Raw genomic sequence first — 15,947 nt, forward strand, 5'->3', positions numbered from 1 at the left:
TGAATTAGGAGCGATCATTATGTCGAAAATATTAGTATTTGGACACCAAAATCCTGATACAGATGCTATTGGAGCAGCGATTGCTTTTGCGCACTTGCAAAAGGAATTAGGAAAAGATACTGAAGCAGTTGCTCTGGGAACACCAAACGAAGAAACGCAATTTGCTTTGTCTCATTTTGAACTTGAAGCCCCGCGTGTGATTGAGCAGATTGAGGCTGGTTCAGAAGTGATGCTTGTGGATCATAATGAGTTTCAACAAAGTGCAGAAGGGATAGCAGAAGCTGCCATTTTAGCTGTAGTTGACCATCATCGTATCGCCAATTTTGAAACTGCAAACCCTCTCTACTACCGTGCAGAACCTGTTGGCTGTACGAGTACGATCGTGTTGAAATTATACCGTGAGGCAAATGTAGAGATTCCCGCAGCTATTGCCGGAATCATGTTGTCAGCGATCGTTTCAGATACATTGTTGTTCAAATCACCTACATGTACTGAGGAAGATATCGCCGCTGCAAAAGAGTTAGCAGCAATTGCTAATGTGGATTTAGATGCGTACGGTCTGGATATGTTGAAAGCTGGAACAAATTTAACAACCAAAACGGCTGCTGAGTTGTTGGATCTAGATGCAAAAAGTTTTCCGATGGGTGGAAAAAACATTCGTATCGGTCAAGTAAATACAGTGGATTTGAATGAAGTGTTTAGCCGCCAAGAAGAGCTAGAAACAGCAATGAAGGCCGAAAATCAGGCAAAAGGCTATGACTTGTACTTATTAGTCGTTACTGATATTTTGAACAGCAATTCTGAATTGCTAGTGATTGGAGAGCCAACTGCACCGGTTGAAGCGGCGTTTAACGTTGTCTTGACAGCAAATCGTGCATTCTTACCTGGGGTTGTTTCTCGTAAAAAACAAGTTGTGCCGCAATTAACTGAAAGCTTTAATAACTAATAGCTGACAGGATAATACGGGCAAAAAAGATGAACATTTGAATTTGTCGGACAATCAGCAACTGCAGTCCTTTCACTGTAATAATGAAAGGTTTTTGGCTAGCAGGGAAGCTTAAGATTGTCCGGCTATTTTTGAATGGGAAGACGGCCCTTCTAGTGGGAATGGAAAGAGAGCGAAAGACATGGAATTTTTTTATAGTAGTCATTATCAAGGAATTCAGAAAATTATTGATTCAGAGTTGTTCTTAAAACTGATTCTTTTCTTGAAAAAACAACAAAAACCACCAATCTTAAGAGAATTAAAACAAAATTTTCCAGAGAAAAATTTTGAAAAAATACTTGATCAGTTGATCGATGCTGGGATCATTAACCGAAAGGATCGTCGCTATCAAATGGCATTTTCTATCTATTCCACACAAGATCAGCAGAAGAGTCGTGAACGTTGGCAACTACCTAATACGATAATTTCAGAACAGTTGGCGTTCATTTTACAAGCGGAACTCATGAGTGACCAACGCTTTTTCTATGCTTGTGAGGAAGGGGTGGTACAAGGATTCATTTATCGGCTAATCCATGAGTCTTTCCAGCTTATTTCTCTTTCCCAAGAAAAATGGCCGGCAACGATTCCCGCTTTTTTTGCAGCAAATCGACAACTACTGTCATTGCCAATCTATCAGAAGCTTTTGTATTTGCTAGGGGATGTTGATGAGACCTATTACTTGGATCAAATCAGTGTCATCTTTGAACGGGTGGCAAAACAGCGAAAAATCCGGCCAAGTATTTTTCTGACATCACTCATAGAAGGAAATATTCTTCAGTCAGAACAGGGTTTTGATCTTCCTGTTGTTGATCCTGCGTTTCTCACTGAGCAGAATGGGTCATCGATGGAAGGATTGTCCGAATTTGATCGGCGTACATTTTTAGCAGATTATCTTGGAAAAACATCTAATCCGCAAACAATTCTCATCACGGAAATGATAAAATTTTAATAAACGTTCAGAAACACAAAAGATAAAAAAGAAAGAATTCGTTAAAACCCTCTTTGGGATAACGTTTTCTTTCTTTTTTTGCATTTTTTATTATTTGAAAATGATTAGAAAATAACGAGCGTATTAATTGATTGTTCTCATTTGAGGTGGTATGATAACTTTAGAATTTTGAAAGGGGGCGTAAAAATTGGAAGGAATCAAAACATTTCATACAGAAGTGATTGAAGAAACAAGAAGCAAAGCAGAGATGATCACTTTTGTTTCGATGGCGGAAATTGAGCATGCACGAAAAGAACTTTGCGAAGCCGGTATTGAAGAAAGCCGCTTTTCTGATGGAGAATTAATTTTTGCACTTAAACAAAAAAATGAATGTCAAGCAAATACAATCGTACCAATCGTGATCGACTGGTTGTTAATGAAAAACTATTTATTGACTCCGGCCCAAGCTGTTCGTTTTTTGACGAATAAATTAGGACAGACAGAATCAGTATCTTTGAAAGCATTAGGAGATCTTGAGTTTGACGGGGATGGAAAATACTTTTTGATTGCCTGTCAATCAATGAATAAGCAATATGAAAAAGTGTATAAAGTATATACAGATGGACAAGTGAAAGAACTTTGGCGGGCATGATCCTTTTTAGGATCGAGAGAAAGGTCATGCCTGTCTCTGAATGGATTAATCAAAGGTTGTGAGTCTCAGGTGAAATCAAATCAAAGAATCGTCTTTGCAAGTAGCCATGTGTTTATTTTTATTCTTAGTATGGTGTCGGCACTTTTATTTATTTTAAAAGTTCCTAACACATTTAATGCAAATCAAATTTTTTCAGAGAATATACATTTTTCAGACACAGTCTTTGATGTGGTCACAAGGCTTTTTTTATTGGGCATCTGTAGTTTATATACAACAGTTGCCAGCTTCTGGTCTTTTCGTTCTTGGCCTTATCTTTCAGCCGGAATTGGGATCGCTGCGGTCATAACGGCTTTCCAGATGAAAGTTCAATTCCATCCATTTTTGTTTGCTTTATTTTTGATCGTCGGTTTGTTTCAAGTAAGTGTCGCTTCTTATGTCGCTTTTGTTTCCAAAAAAAGAAGCAGCACTGAAACAGGTTGAACCAATCGTGTTCAAGCTGTTTTTTTTCTGCCTTAAATCTTTTGATTATAAGCAGAGGATCGAAATACAACGAATCAGGAATAGGAATTGTTCTATTCCGGCAATCGCCAAGGCTTTTACGTTACGAGATCTTTAATTTATGCTATTCTACATATAGGAGCAGCAATGCTAAATTATAGCCATCTACCCTGAACTATTTTCCCAGTGATCTTCCTAATATTCTGTTTTTAGATGGAAGATTGATTGGCTGAAAAAATAGGGTTGATCTAAGAGGAGGTTTGACATACGAGTGGAAAATGAGCAAATGATTACAGCAGAGAAGCAGTTTACGACCGGTGAAAATTTTTATTCACAGCATCTTTTAGGTGCACATCGTATGAAAGCAGGCTATGTTTTTCGTGTCTGGGCGCCAAATGCGCAAAATGTCTGGCTAGTAGGTGACTTCAATCAATGGGATGACTCTTTGCCGATGACGAAACGCTCCGAATCGGGGATTTGGGAAATTACCACCAATCAGCCTCAAGAAGGACAGCATTATAAATTCAAGATCAAGCAAGCCGACGGCCGTGAAATCATGAAAATTGATCCATATGCAATTTATTTCGAAGAACGTCCTGGAACGGCTGCTGTCTTGTACACCGTGCCGGCAAAAAAATGGCGTGATGGTTTGTGGCAAGGCCGCAAAAAGCGTCAAAATCAATTTAAACGACCACTTAATATTTATGAAGTCCATGCAAGTTCTTGGAAACACCACGCAGATGGAACCCCTTATCGTTTTTCTGAATTAAAAGATGAACTCATTCCTTACCTCAAACAAATGGGCTACACCCATATTGAATTTATGCCATTGATGGAACATCCATTAGGCACATCGTGGGGTTATCAATTGATTGGCTATTTTGCGCTCAGCGCTTATTACGGCACACCAGAAGAATTTCAAGATTTTGTTGAAGCCTGTCACTTGGAAAATATCGGTGTCCTAGTTGACTGGGTGCCGGGCCATTTTTGTGTCAATGATGATTGTTTGGCTTACTATGATGGAACGCCGACATTTGAATATCAAGATGCCGATCGTGCAAAAAATGTTCGTTGGGGAGCAATCAATTTTGATTTAGGCAAACCACAAGTACAAAGTTTCTTGCTATCCAGTGCCCTTTTTTGGATCGAATTTTATCACATCGATGGGATTCGCGTGGATGCGGTTTCGAACATGATCTACCGAGACTACGACCAGGGTGTTTGGCAACCAAATCATGAGGGGGGCAATCGAAATTATGAAGGTTATTACTTCTTGCAGAAACTAAATGCAGTCGTGAAACTGGCGCATCCAGAAGTGATGATGATCGCTGAGGAAAGTACCTCAGAAACGAAAGTTACAGGCCTGATTGAAGAAGGGGCTCTTGGATTTGATTACAAATGGAATCTGGGCTGGATGAACGATGTCCTGCGTTTTTACCAAATGGATCCAATCTTCCGTAAGGACCATTTGAGTTTGTTGTCGTTTTCATTCATGTACCGCATGAATGAAAACTATATATTACCCCTTTCCCATGACGAAGTCGTCCATGGCAAACGTAGCTTAATGCACAAAATGTGGGGAGATCGTTACAAGCAATTTTCACAATTAAGAAATTTGTATACCTACATGATGACCCATCCAGGGAAGAAACTGCTGTTTATGGGCAGTGAGTGGGGACAATTTTTGGAATGGAAATATGATCACGGGCTTGAATGGGTCGATTTATCAGATGAACTAAATCAGCGTATGCAGCAATTTACAAAGACACTAAATGAACTGTATAAACAGGAGCGCTCATTGTGGGAAATCGAAGATAAAGAAGAATCGCTGGTAGTCATTGATGCTGATAACTTAGCGGAAACAACATTGACCTATTTGCGACAAGGTAAAACCAAAAAAGATTTCGTGATCGTTGTATTGAATTTGACACCTGTTGAACGCCACGATTTCGCCATTGGCGTTCCGTATGAAGGGACCTACCGTGAAGTATTGAATACCGAACGCGATAGTTTTGGCGGGACTTGGACTCAGAATAATCAAGACCAACAAACAGAAGCGATTCCATTCAAAGAATATCCTTATCAAATCAAAACAATTTTGCCAGCACTTGGGGCATTGATTATAAAACCAGAAAAGATTCAAATCAAACGCAGGAAAAAATGAAAGGGGGGAGGAGCTGGCTCGAAAGTCCAATCGAAGTGACAACGTGAAAGGTGATATCGAAAAGAAGGCTTTTTGAAAGAAAAACATTCATATCGAAAATAACACCGGCATCGTGAAAGAGATTGGCTTTTTAGCGGCTCAAGAAAATGAAAACAGAGATGTTAGCGATGATCCTCGCAGGAGGACAAGGCACACGTTTAGGGAAGTTGACCAAAAATATTGCGAAACCTGCAGTACCTTTTGGTGGTCGGTATCGTATTATCGATTTTACATTAAGTAATTGTGTCAATTCAGGGATTAAGAATGTTGGTGTGGTGACACAGTATCAACCTTTGGCATTGAACAGTCACATTGGAAACGGATCAAGTTGGGGGTTAGATGGTATCAATACCGGAGTGACGATTTTACAACCCTACTCAAATTCTGAAGGTGGAAAATGGTTTGAAGGAACAGCTCATGCGATCTATCAAAACATTGCCTACATTGATGAAATGGACCCTCAATATGTATTAGTATTATCCGGTGACCATATCTACAAGATGGATTACGAAGAAATGCTGGAAAAACACAAAGAAAACGATGCGTCTCTTACTGTTGCAGTGCTAGAAGTGCCAATGAAAGACGCTTCCCGCTTTGGTATCATGAACACAGATAAAAATGACCGGATCATTGAATTTGATGAAAAACCAGCAGAGCCAAAAAGTAACTTAGCTTCAATGGGAATCTATATCTTTGACTGGGCTCGCTTACGCAGCGTACTGTTAAGCAATTATACAAAAGACGGCGAAATGGTCGACTTTGGGAAACACGTGATTCCATCTTACTTGGAAAGTGGCGACAATGTATTTGCTTATCGTTTTTCAGGCTATTGGAAAGACGTGGGTACCATTGATTCTCTTTGGGAAGCTAATATGGAATTTATCGATCCACAGATGGAACTGGGAATCCGTGATAAAAATTGGCAAGTCTTCTCAAAAAATCCGATTGCTCCTCCTCATTTCATTACAGAAACAGGTTCTGCAAAAAATTCGTTGATCATGGATGGTTGCTATGTTGCTGGAGATATTGAACATAGTATTTTATCAGAAAATGTTCAAGTCAAAGAAGGAACCAAGATCACAGATAGTGTGGTCATGCCTGGAGCAGTCATTGGGAAAAATGTAACACTAAAACGCGCGATCATTGGAGAAAATGCAGTGATCGGTGATGATGCAGTCATAGACGGAACAGATGAAATTGCTGTTGTTGGTTATTCTGAAGTGATAGGAGTGACGATTGATGAGAACTAATAAAATGTGTGCCATTTTAGGCAATCTGCACCGCTACAAAGAACTGATGCCCTTAACGGAAAGTCGTCCGTTGTCGACGCTATTGTTTGATTGTAAATATCGTTTGCTTGATTTCAACTTGTCAAGTATTGAAAATGCAAATATCAAACAAGTGTATATGATTTTTAATGAAGGAGAAACACAATCCGTATTTGACCATATCGGTGGCGGGAAAGAATGGAATCTAGATGGTGTTCAAAACCGTTTCTTCATTCATTTGTTCCAAGACTCATTAAAACAGCAAGCTGCTGGTCAAGAGTATTACTATAACGTGATCGATTATTTGGAAAAATCTAAATCAGAGCATACGGTTTATATGGGCAGCAATATTTTGTGCAACATCGATTTGCGGGCGTTGCTGAAAATCCACCAGTTACAGAATAAAGAAATGACGGTCGTTTATAAACGAATCAGCAGCGATAACGTAAGTGACAACGACTTAATCTTTTCAGTTGACGAAGAAGGCCATTTGAATGAAGCTGTCCAAGCGAAGAAATGCGAGACAGAAAGTATGGTCAATCTTTGCACTGATATCTTCATCATCAAAACAGACCGCCTGATCCAAGCTTTAAAAGAAGGACAAGCTGTAGGTGCTACTCCAGACCTAGGTCGTTTCTTGCGGGAACGAATCTCTATCGAAAATACTAGCTTGTATGAATATACTGGTTATTTAAGCAATATTTATGATATTCAATCCTATTACCAAACCAACATGGATATGTTAGATGTCCACAAATTTACCTCATTGCTTTACTCAAATCAAAAGATCTACACCAAGCTGAAGAATGAAGTGCCAACCTATTACGCTGAGACTTCGGATGTCAAAAATAGTCACTTTGCTTCTGGTTGTATCGTAGAAGGATCTGTCGAACGGTCACTTGTTGCCCGCAGAACAACGATTCATCCGAATGCCCATGTCAAAGACACGATCATTTTTGGGAATAATGAAATCAAGGAAGGTGCTGAAGTTTCCTATGCTATTCTCGATAAAAATGTTGTGATCGCAGAAGGTGTCAAAGTTAGAGGAACCAGTGACGCACCGATCGTCGTCAAAAAAAATACCCATGTCACTGAAGATCTAATTGGAGGAGCAACGGCATGAAGGTACTATTTGCCGCAGCAGAATGCGCGCCATTTTTCAAGACAGGTGGACTAGGGGATGTCGTGGGTGCATTGCCCAAAGAACTTGTCAAAAAAGGGGTAGAAACAGTCGTGGTTCTGCCATTCTTTACTAAAATGTCAGCCGACTATCAAGAACAGCTGGAAGATTGTTTTTCATTTGAAGTCAATGTGGGTTGGCGTAAGCAATATTGTGGGTTGAAGAAACTAGTTCTCAATCGTGTTACCTACTATTTTATCGATAATCTGTACTATTTTGGTCGTGATAATTTATACGATTATTATGATGATGGCGAACGTTTTGCCTTCTTTCAACTAGCAACTATCGAAATGATGGAGAGAATCGATTTTATTCCTGACGTGATTCATGTGAATGATTACCATACAGCAATGATTCCTTTTCTTCTGAAAGAAAAATATCATTGGATCAATGCTTATCAGAATATCCGCACCGTTTTGACGATTCATAACATTGGCTTTCAAGGATGGTATAGCAAAGATATTTTACCGGACTTGTTTGGCATGGGGACAGAGCGTTACGATGACGGGACATTACGATTAAATGACTGTTTGAATTTCATGAAAGCAGGTATTTTATACGCAGATCGTATCACAACAGTCAGTCCTTCTTATAGTGAGGAAATCAAAACACCAGAATTTGGTTGCGGACTTGAAGTCATTCTAAGAATGGAATCTGGGAAACTGCAAGGAATATTGAACGGAATCGATTATGAAACCAACGATCCCGCAACAGATCCATTGCTGCCCTATCATTTTACTTCCGATGAAATGTCCGGTAAAGCTGCAAACAAGCAAGAATTGCAAAAGATGCTGGGGCTGCCAGCGCGTGATGTTCCTCTTATCACAGTGGTCAGCCGCTTGACTACACAAAAAGGTTTTCATCTTGTAATGCCAGAAATGGAAAACTTATTGCAATTTGATGTTCAATTTGCGCTGTTAGGAACGGGAGAACCGGAATTTGAAGAAGGATTCCGTTACTTTGCTGCAAAATATCCAGAAAAATGTGCTGCGGTGATTTCTTTTGATATTGGACTGGCGCAAAAAATGTATGCCGGAGCGGATCTGTTCTTGATGCCTTCTGCTTTTGAACCTTGCGGGCTTTCACAAATGATCGCCATGCGTTACGGGACATTGCCAGTCGTGCATGAGATTGGCGGACTAAAAGATACGGTAGATTCATACAATCCAATCACTCATCAAGGCACCGGATTTGGTTTCCAAGAGTTCACGTCATTTTATTTGATGAATGCAGTGAAACAAGGAATCCTGCTTTATCAAGACGACCAGCAGACGTGGAAATCTTTGCAAGCACAAGCCATGAATAAAGATTTTAGCTGGGACATTAGTTCCAATCAATATATTGATCTCTACCAAGCGATCAAAGTATAATCAAGTATAAGACAGAAGTATTCATTAGTCTGAAAGTAGAGCGGGTTTGACAGAACGACCTAGCGACAAGGGCGATTGGTGCTTCTGTCCTTTTTCATACAAATTGATAGTCATAAAGGAGTGAATTGTAATGGAGAAAGCTACCTTGCAAGAATTATTAGAAACCCGGTTGAAAGATATTTTTTCGATCGAGATCGCAGAAGCTTCACCGCAAGAATTGTTTTTAGCTTTAGCTAACGTGGTCAAGAGCTGCTACGCGAATGATTGGAGCCAGACACGAAAAAATCTGCTCGTTGAACAGCAGAAACAGGCGTATTATTTCTCAATCGAATTTTTACCTGGAAAACTGTTGAAAAGTAATCTACTGAATTTAGGGTTGCTGGATACTGCGGAAGAGCTCTTCGAAGAGTTATCCTTTTCATTAGATGAAGTTGCTGAAGTTGAAAAAGATATGGCATTAGGAAATGGTGGACTGGGACGATTAGCTTCTTGTTTCATGGATTCTTTGGCTTCATTAGGGTTGCCAGGAAATGGGAACGGCATCCGTTATAATTATGGCCTTTTTAAACAAAAGTTTGTAGATGGGCATCAAGTAGAGCTGCCTGACGACTGGTTACGTGCCGGAAATGTCTGGGAGGTTCGAAAGGAGAGTAAAGCCGTGGATATCCAATATGGCGGCGAAGTGTACTTGATTGAAGACGAGAATGGGAGGCTGCGTCCTGAACGGCATGGTGGGTATGTCTGGCGTGCGGTTCCTTATGATACCGGAATGGTTGGCTATCAAAATGATATGATCAATACATTACGTTTGTGGAGCGTTGAGGTTCCTGCAGCGGAAGAAGCCAACTATGCAACCATTGAATCTCGTCGTTCTCTAGAAGATCTGACCGCTGTCTTGTATCCAGATGATTCTAATGAACGAGGCAAGAAGACTCGACTTATGCAAGAATATTTCTTTGTCTCAGCAGGCATTCAAAGTATTGTTCGCTACTATTTAAAATTGAATCATCCGCTAACGATGATGAGTGAAAAAATTGCTATCCATATCAATGATACCCACCCTGCATTATGTGTATCCGAATTGATGCGGTTATTGTTAGATGATCATGATTTGCCATGGGAACAAGCATGGTCAATCACAGTGAAAGTCATGAGCTATACCAACCATACGATTATGGCTGAAGCTTTAGAAAAATGGCCGATTGATCTATTCAAAGAAGTTATTCCTCGGAATTACCAAATCATTGAAGAAATCGATCGTCGTTATCTTGAAGAGTATGCAGAGGTTCACGAAGCTGCCCTTCTTAATCGGACGCGTATTATTATTGATGGCCAAGTCCATATGGCGCATTTAGCGATTATTGGCAGCCATAGTGTCAATGGTGTCGCAAAGCTCCATTCTGATCTGTTGAAATCCGTTGTCCTACATGATTTTTATTTGATATTCCCAGAACGGTTCAATAATAAAACCAATGGGATCGCACAACGTCGTTGGATGCAGTTAGCCAACCAACCTTTATCAAAGGTGCTTGATATGACTATCGGCAAAAGTTGGCGCCATAACCCGCAAGACTTGCAATTATTGAAAAATTACCAAGAAGATCCAACAGTATTGCAACGTCTAGCAGATGCAAAACTGACCAACAAACAAGCGTTAGCTGAATATATTCAGCAGACAACCGGGATCGAAGTTGATCCAACCGCGATATTTGATGTCCAAATCAAGCGGCTCCATGCGTATAAACGACAATTGCTGAATGTGATGCATATTTTGAAACTTTACTTTGACTTGAAAGATGACCCTCAGGCACCGATTCATCCGCGGGTATTTATTTTTGGAGCGAAGGCCGCACCTAGTTATCATTATGCGAAAGCCATTATTAAAGTGATCAATGAAGTAGCTAACCTGATCAATCATGATCCGACAATCAATGATAAGCTGAAAGTCGTCTTTTTGGAAAACTACAATGTCACATTGGCTGAGCGGATCATTCCCGCAGCAGATGTCAGTGAGCAAATTTCCTTAGCATCAAAAGAAGCTTCCGGTACTAGCAACATGAAGCTGATGTTGAATGGGGCAGTCACGATCGCGACATTGGATGGCGCGAACATTGAGATTCGAGATGCAATCGGAGATGAGAACATTGCCATTTTTGGATTAACAGAAGAAGAGGTCTATGCTTATTATGCCCAACAAAACTATTCTGCGTATGCGTTTTATGAAGAAGATCCTGTGCTGCAACGAGTTGTGAATGCATTTATTGACGGAACGATCCCAAATATAGAAAGAGAAGGTCGGGAAGTGTTTGATTCACTATTAAAATATAATGATGAATACTTCTTGTTGAAAGACTTCAAATCTTATTGCGATGCCCAATATCGCGTGGATTTAGCTTATAAAGACCAACAGCGCTGGCAAGCGATCAGCTTGATGAATATTGCGAATGCCGGCAAATTTTCCGCAGATTATACGGTTCAAAATTATGCTGATGACATTTGGCAGATCGAACCATTGTATGCACATGTCAAAGAGCCAAATTCAGCTAGTCTGACGTAATAATCTATTGCATTTGGTCATTGAATATTCCCAAAAGGCACCACAGCTTTCGTGAATTATTCACTGAAATATGATATGATTATAAAAAATCGCAACCAGAGGATGAGTGAATTGGCAAATTATTTAGATGTGAAACGCAAACATTTCCGTTTTCCAGCATATGATGATCAAGAAGGTGTAAAGCTGCAGTCCGAACACAAGGAAGTTTTCAGTCAGTCTGATGATTGGATTTTGACAGAAATCAAGGATCAACCTAGCACGAGCAGCAAAGAAAAGGATTCTGCTCACTCATTGCGTCGGAAAGTTCCTTCCAGTCACCCCAATTACGGTCATAGTGTGCGGCAAAAAGAAGAATTAGCGCAACATCGGGCAAATTTACCAAGCTATGGAAAACGACCTTTGCAGGAAAGTACACCTACCGGCAAAACAAATCTTTTTGGCAATGATCAACGACGTGCTTCTTATAAAGTGACGAGTAAAGCAGAACGGGCTGAAACGCCAACACCGACCAAGAAAGAGTATTCTGGGCGATCTTATTTTGTTCCCAAATACATTCCTGCATCGATCATCCCTGAGCAAGAAAAAGAAGAGATCACTTCACAAGAACTGATGGATTCAATGGAGAAACCCCGCGAATCCTATTTGCTCTTTGATACTGAGCCAGCAGCCTACCAAGTAAAAGAAGGCGATGATCCCACGGTCAGAAAGTTCAATCGACCGCAATCTGTAGGCATGACACGGCGGGAATTTCGCGGCATGAACAAAAAAAACGGCGATAAGCGAGCTGTTCTGGATCGTTCCTTAGAAGGAATGATCGAAGAGGGGCAGTCAGAAAGCAATAAAAATGGCTACTTTCGCTCTTGATGAGTAGGACAACTGAAATAAGCAAAGGCACTCGTGAGAATCTCTCGCTCAACAAGCAGTTGGGAGTTATTCGTTAATAAAACAAGGATAATGATTTAAACAACAAAGAAAGCAACTATCTGAATTGTAGATGAAGCTGTGGCGCTAGCTTGCTGGATGAAGTAAGCTGACAAAACCAGTCGCTATCATCTGTGATTTGGATAGTTGTTTTGTGCTTCAGAATACCGCTAGTCTTTTCAAAAAATATCAAGAAAGCTGAAGCGACAATTTCCGTTAAAGAAGCGGCAGCTGTCCTCCTTGTTTTTATTTGTTGAAAGAAAACGGTGACTAACAGATGGCAACTTCTCAATTATTTTCACTTTTGAGAAGCATTTGCTATTCTTAAAAGAGGAGGGATACGGGATGGAAATTGATTTGCAAATGTTAGCGATGATCTTCTTTATCAATATGGCTTATGTCACATTGAATACAATTCGTTTTTTATTGACGATGAAAGGGTATCGGCTGATTGCACCGCTGGTCAGTATGGTCGAGATCACGATTTATATATTAGGATTGTCGATGGTATTGGATCGCTTAGACAATCCATTGAACCTACTGTTTTATGCATTAGGTTACGCCGCAGGAGTTAGTGTTGGAATCAAAATCGAAGATCAGCTAGCTTTAGGCTATACGATGGTCACGGTGATTTTACCGACGAATACAGATGAAGAAAAGAATTTGCCAAAAATTTTACGCCAAGAAGGATATGGTGTTACTCAAAGTTACGGAGAAGGATTAGAAGGTCCGCGATTGATCCTTGAAATTCTCTCACAACGCAAAAGCGAGAAGAAACTGTTTCAAAAAATCAAACAAATCGAAGAACGGGCCTTTATCATTAGCTATGAGCCCAAATATATTTCTGGCGGCTTTTGGACGAAGAAAATCAGTCGGAGAGAAGCTCGGGTCAAAAAAGAACAAAAAAAGGAATAGCTCTTTTTCTCTCCTGTGCGAGGGTCCTTTTTTGAGATATAATAGGCAAGAATTTGGTTTGGAAGGAAGCGAATTTGAATGGAAAAACAAGCAAACGGCATGATGGCGGTGATAGCAGCACTCATCTCGAATATTTTAGTTGCCATCAGCAAGTTTGTCGGCTACGCATTGAGCGGCAGTGCGGCGATGTTGAATGAAAGTATTCACAGCGTGGTCGATTGCAGCAATCAAATCTTTCTGTTGATCGGTGATAAACGAGCAACGAAAGGGCAAAGTGAACTTCACCAATTTGGCGAAGGACGCGCGAAATACTTCTTTAGTACGATCGTAGCGATGATGCTGTTTTTTGGTGGGGGCGCTCTAGGTGTAATGGAAGCTTTTGAAAAGCTGCTGCATCCTGCTCATGAAGTTGGTAATACTTGGCTAGTGATTGGTATTTTGCTTTTCGGTTTAGTTGTAGAAGGTAGTTCTTTGTGGATCGCGATCAAAGAAATTCGGACCTTGAACGTAGAAAAGCAGCCTATTTATCGGTTTTTGAAAGAAAGTCGCCATAGTGAGATCTTGATTATCTTTACCGAAGACTTTTGTGCAGTGATTGGCTTGATTTTGGCAATGGGTGGAACGATCTTGACAATGGTCACTGGCAATGCGTTTTTTGATGCTTTCAGTGGTTTGCTGATCGGTATTTTGTTGATGATTGCTGCTATCTTTTTGGCACGAGAATTTTACAGTTTATTGATTGGCGAAAGCGTGACGAAAAGAGATCTTGTACTGATCAAAGAAGCCTTTGATCGTCCAGATGTCGATCGATTATTGGATATCAAAACCGTTCATTTAGGTCCTGCGGAAATCTTAGTCGCTGCCAAAATTGATATCACAGCAAAACAAGAGGAGATCGGTTATCAAATCATTAACGAGATCGAAGCAAAGATCCGCAGCTTCATGCCGGATAAAAAAATGTATATTTATATTGAAACGGATGAGTATGATCCTCATTATATGGAGAAACGGCGAAAACTTGTCCGATCACAAGACTGATTTTTGTAGAACAAAGCCAGTTTTTTTGATACAATAGACAAGGATTATCTAAGACGAAGGAGAATAAACCATTATGATCAATGCAAGTGATTTAAGAGCAGGAATGACATTCGTGCAAGACGGCAAACTAATCAAGGTATTAGAAGCCAGCCATCACAAACCTGGTAAAGGGAATACAGTCATGCGTATGAAATTGCGCGATGTTCGTTCAGGTTCAACCTATGATACAACATTCCGTCCAGAAGAAAAATTTGAAAAAGCTCATATTGATACGAAAGCTGTTCAATATTTGTATACAATGGACGATACAGCGTTCTTCATGGACTTGGAAACCTATGAACAATATGAAATTCCGGTTGAAGTTGTAGAAGAAGAAATGAAATACATTCTGGAAAACATGGAAGTGAAGATCCAATTCTTCGGCAGTGAAGTGATTGGGGTTCAATTACCATCATCAGTCATCTTGAAAGTTGTTGAAACACAACCGTCGATCAAAGGTGCGACTGTGACTGGCTCAGGTAAACCAGCAACGATGGAAACAGGTTTGGTCGTCAACGTACCTGACTTTATCGAAGAAGGCGAATCTCTAGAAATCAATACTTCTGAAGGTACGTACATCAAACGCGCGAAATAATCATTTTCTAGAAGAGCCAAGGTTTTATGAACTTGGTTCTTTTTCTTTTAGAAAGAAGGATCAACATGAATGTACTTGTTGTGGCATTTTTTGCATTTTTTGGCGGCATGGCACGTTATTTTCTTGCTTCGGAATTGCCGTCTTGGGGCATCTTCCCTTTAGGCACATTACTGGCTAATTTTATTGGCTGTTTTATTTTTAGCTTTTTAGTCAAGCAGATCATGACGAAAAGACACTTGAATGGACGTTTGATCTTGGGCATGGGGACCGGATTTTGCGGTGCTTTGACGACTTTTTCATCCTTTGCACTTGACACGGTGCAGTTGCTGCAAAAGCAAGCCTATGGATTAGCGACGGGGTATTTGATCCTGTCGATTTGCGGCGGGTTATTTTTTGTCTGGTTAGGCGAAGCCCTCGTTAGAAAGCAGGTGTAAGTATGGCATATATCGTTGTAGGAATTGGTGCAGCCATGGGCGCTGTCCTGCGTTATGGTATCAATCGTTATTTTGAACGAAGACCACATCCTTTTCCCAAAGCCACTTTGCTGATTAATTTATCTGGTGCGTTGATACTAGGGATTCTTGCCGGTCTTCAGATTGATCAACACTTGTATCTTTTGCTTGGAACAGGGATCATGGGCGGTTATACTACTTTTTCAACAATGACGATTGAATTATTTACATTGCTAAAGACCAATCGCCAGTACTTTTATCTTTATTTTTTCAGTACGTACATTGTAGGATTGACGGCTAGTTTTATTGGGTTGATGATAGGTGCTTATTTGAACTGAAAAGGAGT

General features: G+C 40.2%; 15 protein-coding genes. All 15 read left to right on the forward strand.

Annotation, left to right across the window (positions count from 1 at the left end; all coding sequences use genetic code 11):
- The first annotated feature begins 19 nt into the window (after positions 1 to 19).
- Entirely contained in the window at positions 20 to 946 is a 927-nt protein-coding gene (locus IGJ45_RS06525; RefSeq protein WP_103299920.1) for a manganese-dependent inorganic pyrophosphatase, read from the forward strand.
- A 181-nt stretch (positions 947 to 1,127) separates the two neighbouring features.
- Complete coding sequence (locus IGJ45_RS06530) at positions 1,128 to 1,934, forward strand: DUF1803 domain-containing protein (RefSeq protein WP_409531838.1); 807 nt, start codon at positions 1,128 to 1,130, stop codon at positions 1,932 to 1,934.
- 187 nt (positions 1,935 to 2,121) lie between these two features.
- Complete coding sequence (locus IGJ45_RS06535; protein WP_409531239.1) at positions 2,122 to 2,565, forward strand: hypothetical protein; 444 nt, start codon at positions 2,122 to 2,124, stop codon at positions 2,563 to 2,565.
- Positions 2,566 to 2,634: 69 nt separating this feature from the next.
- Entirely contained in the window at positions 2,635 to 3,045 is a 411-nt protein-coding gene (locus IGJ45_RS06540; RefSeq protein WP_005472313.1) for a hypothetical protein, read from the forward strand.
- A 304-nt stretch (positions 3,046 to 3,349) separates the two neighbouring features.
- Positions 3,350 to 5,227 carry a 1,4-alpha-glucan branching protein GlgB gene (gene glgB / locus IGJ45_RS06545; RefSeq protein ID WP_409531311.1) on the forward strand — a complete coding sequence of 626 codons (1,878 nt, stop codon included), beginning with the start codon at positions 3,350 to 3,352 and terminating at the stop codon, positions 5,225 to 5,227.
- A 146-nt stretch (positions 5,228 to 5,373) separates the two neighbouring features.
- A complete protein-coding gene (locus IGJ45_RS06550; protein ID WP_003127006.1) occupies positions 5,374 to 6,516 on the forward strand; it encodes a glucose-1-phosphate adenylyltransferase in 1,143 nt (380 codons plus the stop codon).
- Positions 6,506 to 7,657 carry a glucose-1-phosphate adenylyltransferase subunit GlgD gene (gene glgD / locus IGJ45_RS06555; protein ID WP_005472316.1) on the forward strand — a complete coding sequence of 384 codons (1,152 nt, stop codon included), beginning with the start codon at positions 6,506 to 6,508 and terminating at the stop codon, positions 7,655 to 7,657. Before IGJ45_RS06550 ends, glgD begins: the two co-directional genes overlap by 11 nt.
- Positions 7,654 to 9,084: a glycogen synthase GlgA gene (gene glgA / locus IGJ45_RS06560; RefSeq protein ID WP_005472317.1), complete on the forward strand. Its 1,431-nt coding sequence runs from the start codon at positions 7,654 to 7,656 to the stop codon at positions 9,082 to 9,084. The genes glgD and glgA overlap by 4 nt, the downstream gene beginning before the upstream one ends.
- A 130-nt stretch (positions 9,085 to 9,214) precedes the next feature.
- Positions 9,215 to 11,641, forward strand: coding sequence for a glycogen/starch/alpha-glucan phosphorylase (locus tag IGJ45_RS06565; protein ID WP_138371750.1), 2,427 nt, complete (start codon positions 9,215 to 9,217; stop codon positions 11,639 to 11,641).
- Positions 11,642 to 11,743: 102 nt separating this feature from the next.
- Complete coding sequence (locus tag IGJ45_RS06570) at positions 11,744 to 12,505, forward strand: hypothetical protein (RefSeq protein ID WP_029486949.1); 762 nt, start codon at positions 11,744 to 11,746, stop codon at positions 12,503 to 12,505.
- Between the two features lie 402 nt (positions 12,506 to 12,907).
- On the forward strand, positions 12,908 to 13,477 hold the full coding sequence (locus tag IGJ45_RS06575; protein ID WP_003127011.1) for a DUF2179 domain-containing protein: 570 nt from the start codon (positions 12,908 to 12,910) through the stop codon (positions 13,475 to 13,477).
- A 78-nt stretch (positions 13,478 to 13,555) separates the two neighbouring features.
- Positions 13,556 to 14,515 (forward strand): cation diffusion facilitator family transporter, encoded by a 960-nt coding sequence (locus tag IGJ45_RS06580; RefSeq protein ID WP_113849890.1) that lies wholly within the window; start codon positions 13,556 to 13,558, stop codon positions 14,513 to 14,515.
- A 73-nt stretch (positions 14,516 to 14,588) separates the two neighbouring features.
- The gene (efp, locus tag IGJ45_RS06585; protein WP_003127013.1) at positions 14,589 to 15,149 is read left to right on the forward strand and encodes an elongation factor P; all 561 of its coding nucleotides are present in this window, start codon (positions 14,589 to 14,591) and stop codon (positions 15,147 to 15,149) included.
- Positions 15,150 to 15,214: 65 nt separating this feature from the next.
- Positions 15,215 to 15,583: a fluoride efflux transporter CrcB gene (gene crcB, locus IGJ45_RS06590; protein WP_005472323.1), complete on the forward strand. Its 369-nt coding sequence runs from the start codon at positions 15,215 to 15,217 to the stop codon at positions 15,581 to 15,583.
- A 2-nt stretch (positions 15,584 to 15,585) separates the two neighbouring features.
- Complete coding sequence (locus tag IGJ45_RS06595; RefSeq protein ID WP_005472325.1) at positions 15,586 to 15,939, forward strand: fluoride efflux transporter FluC; 354 nt, start codon at positions 15,586 to 15,588, stop codon at positions 15,937 to 15,939.
- The last annotated feature ends 8 nt before the right edge of the window (positions 15,940 to 15,947 follow it).

The sequence above is a fragment of the Enterococcus sp. DIV0574 genome (assembly GCF_051711125.1).
GTDB classification, from domain to species: domain Bacteria; phylum Bacillota; class Bacilli; order Lactobacillales; family Enterococcaceae; genus Enterococcus_D; species Enterococcus_D gallinarum.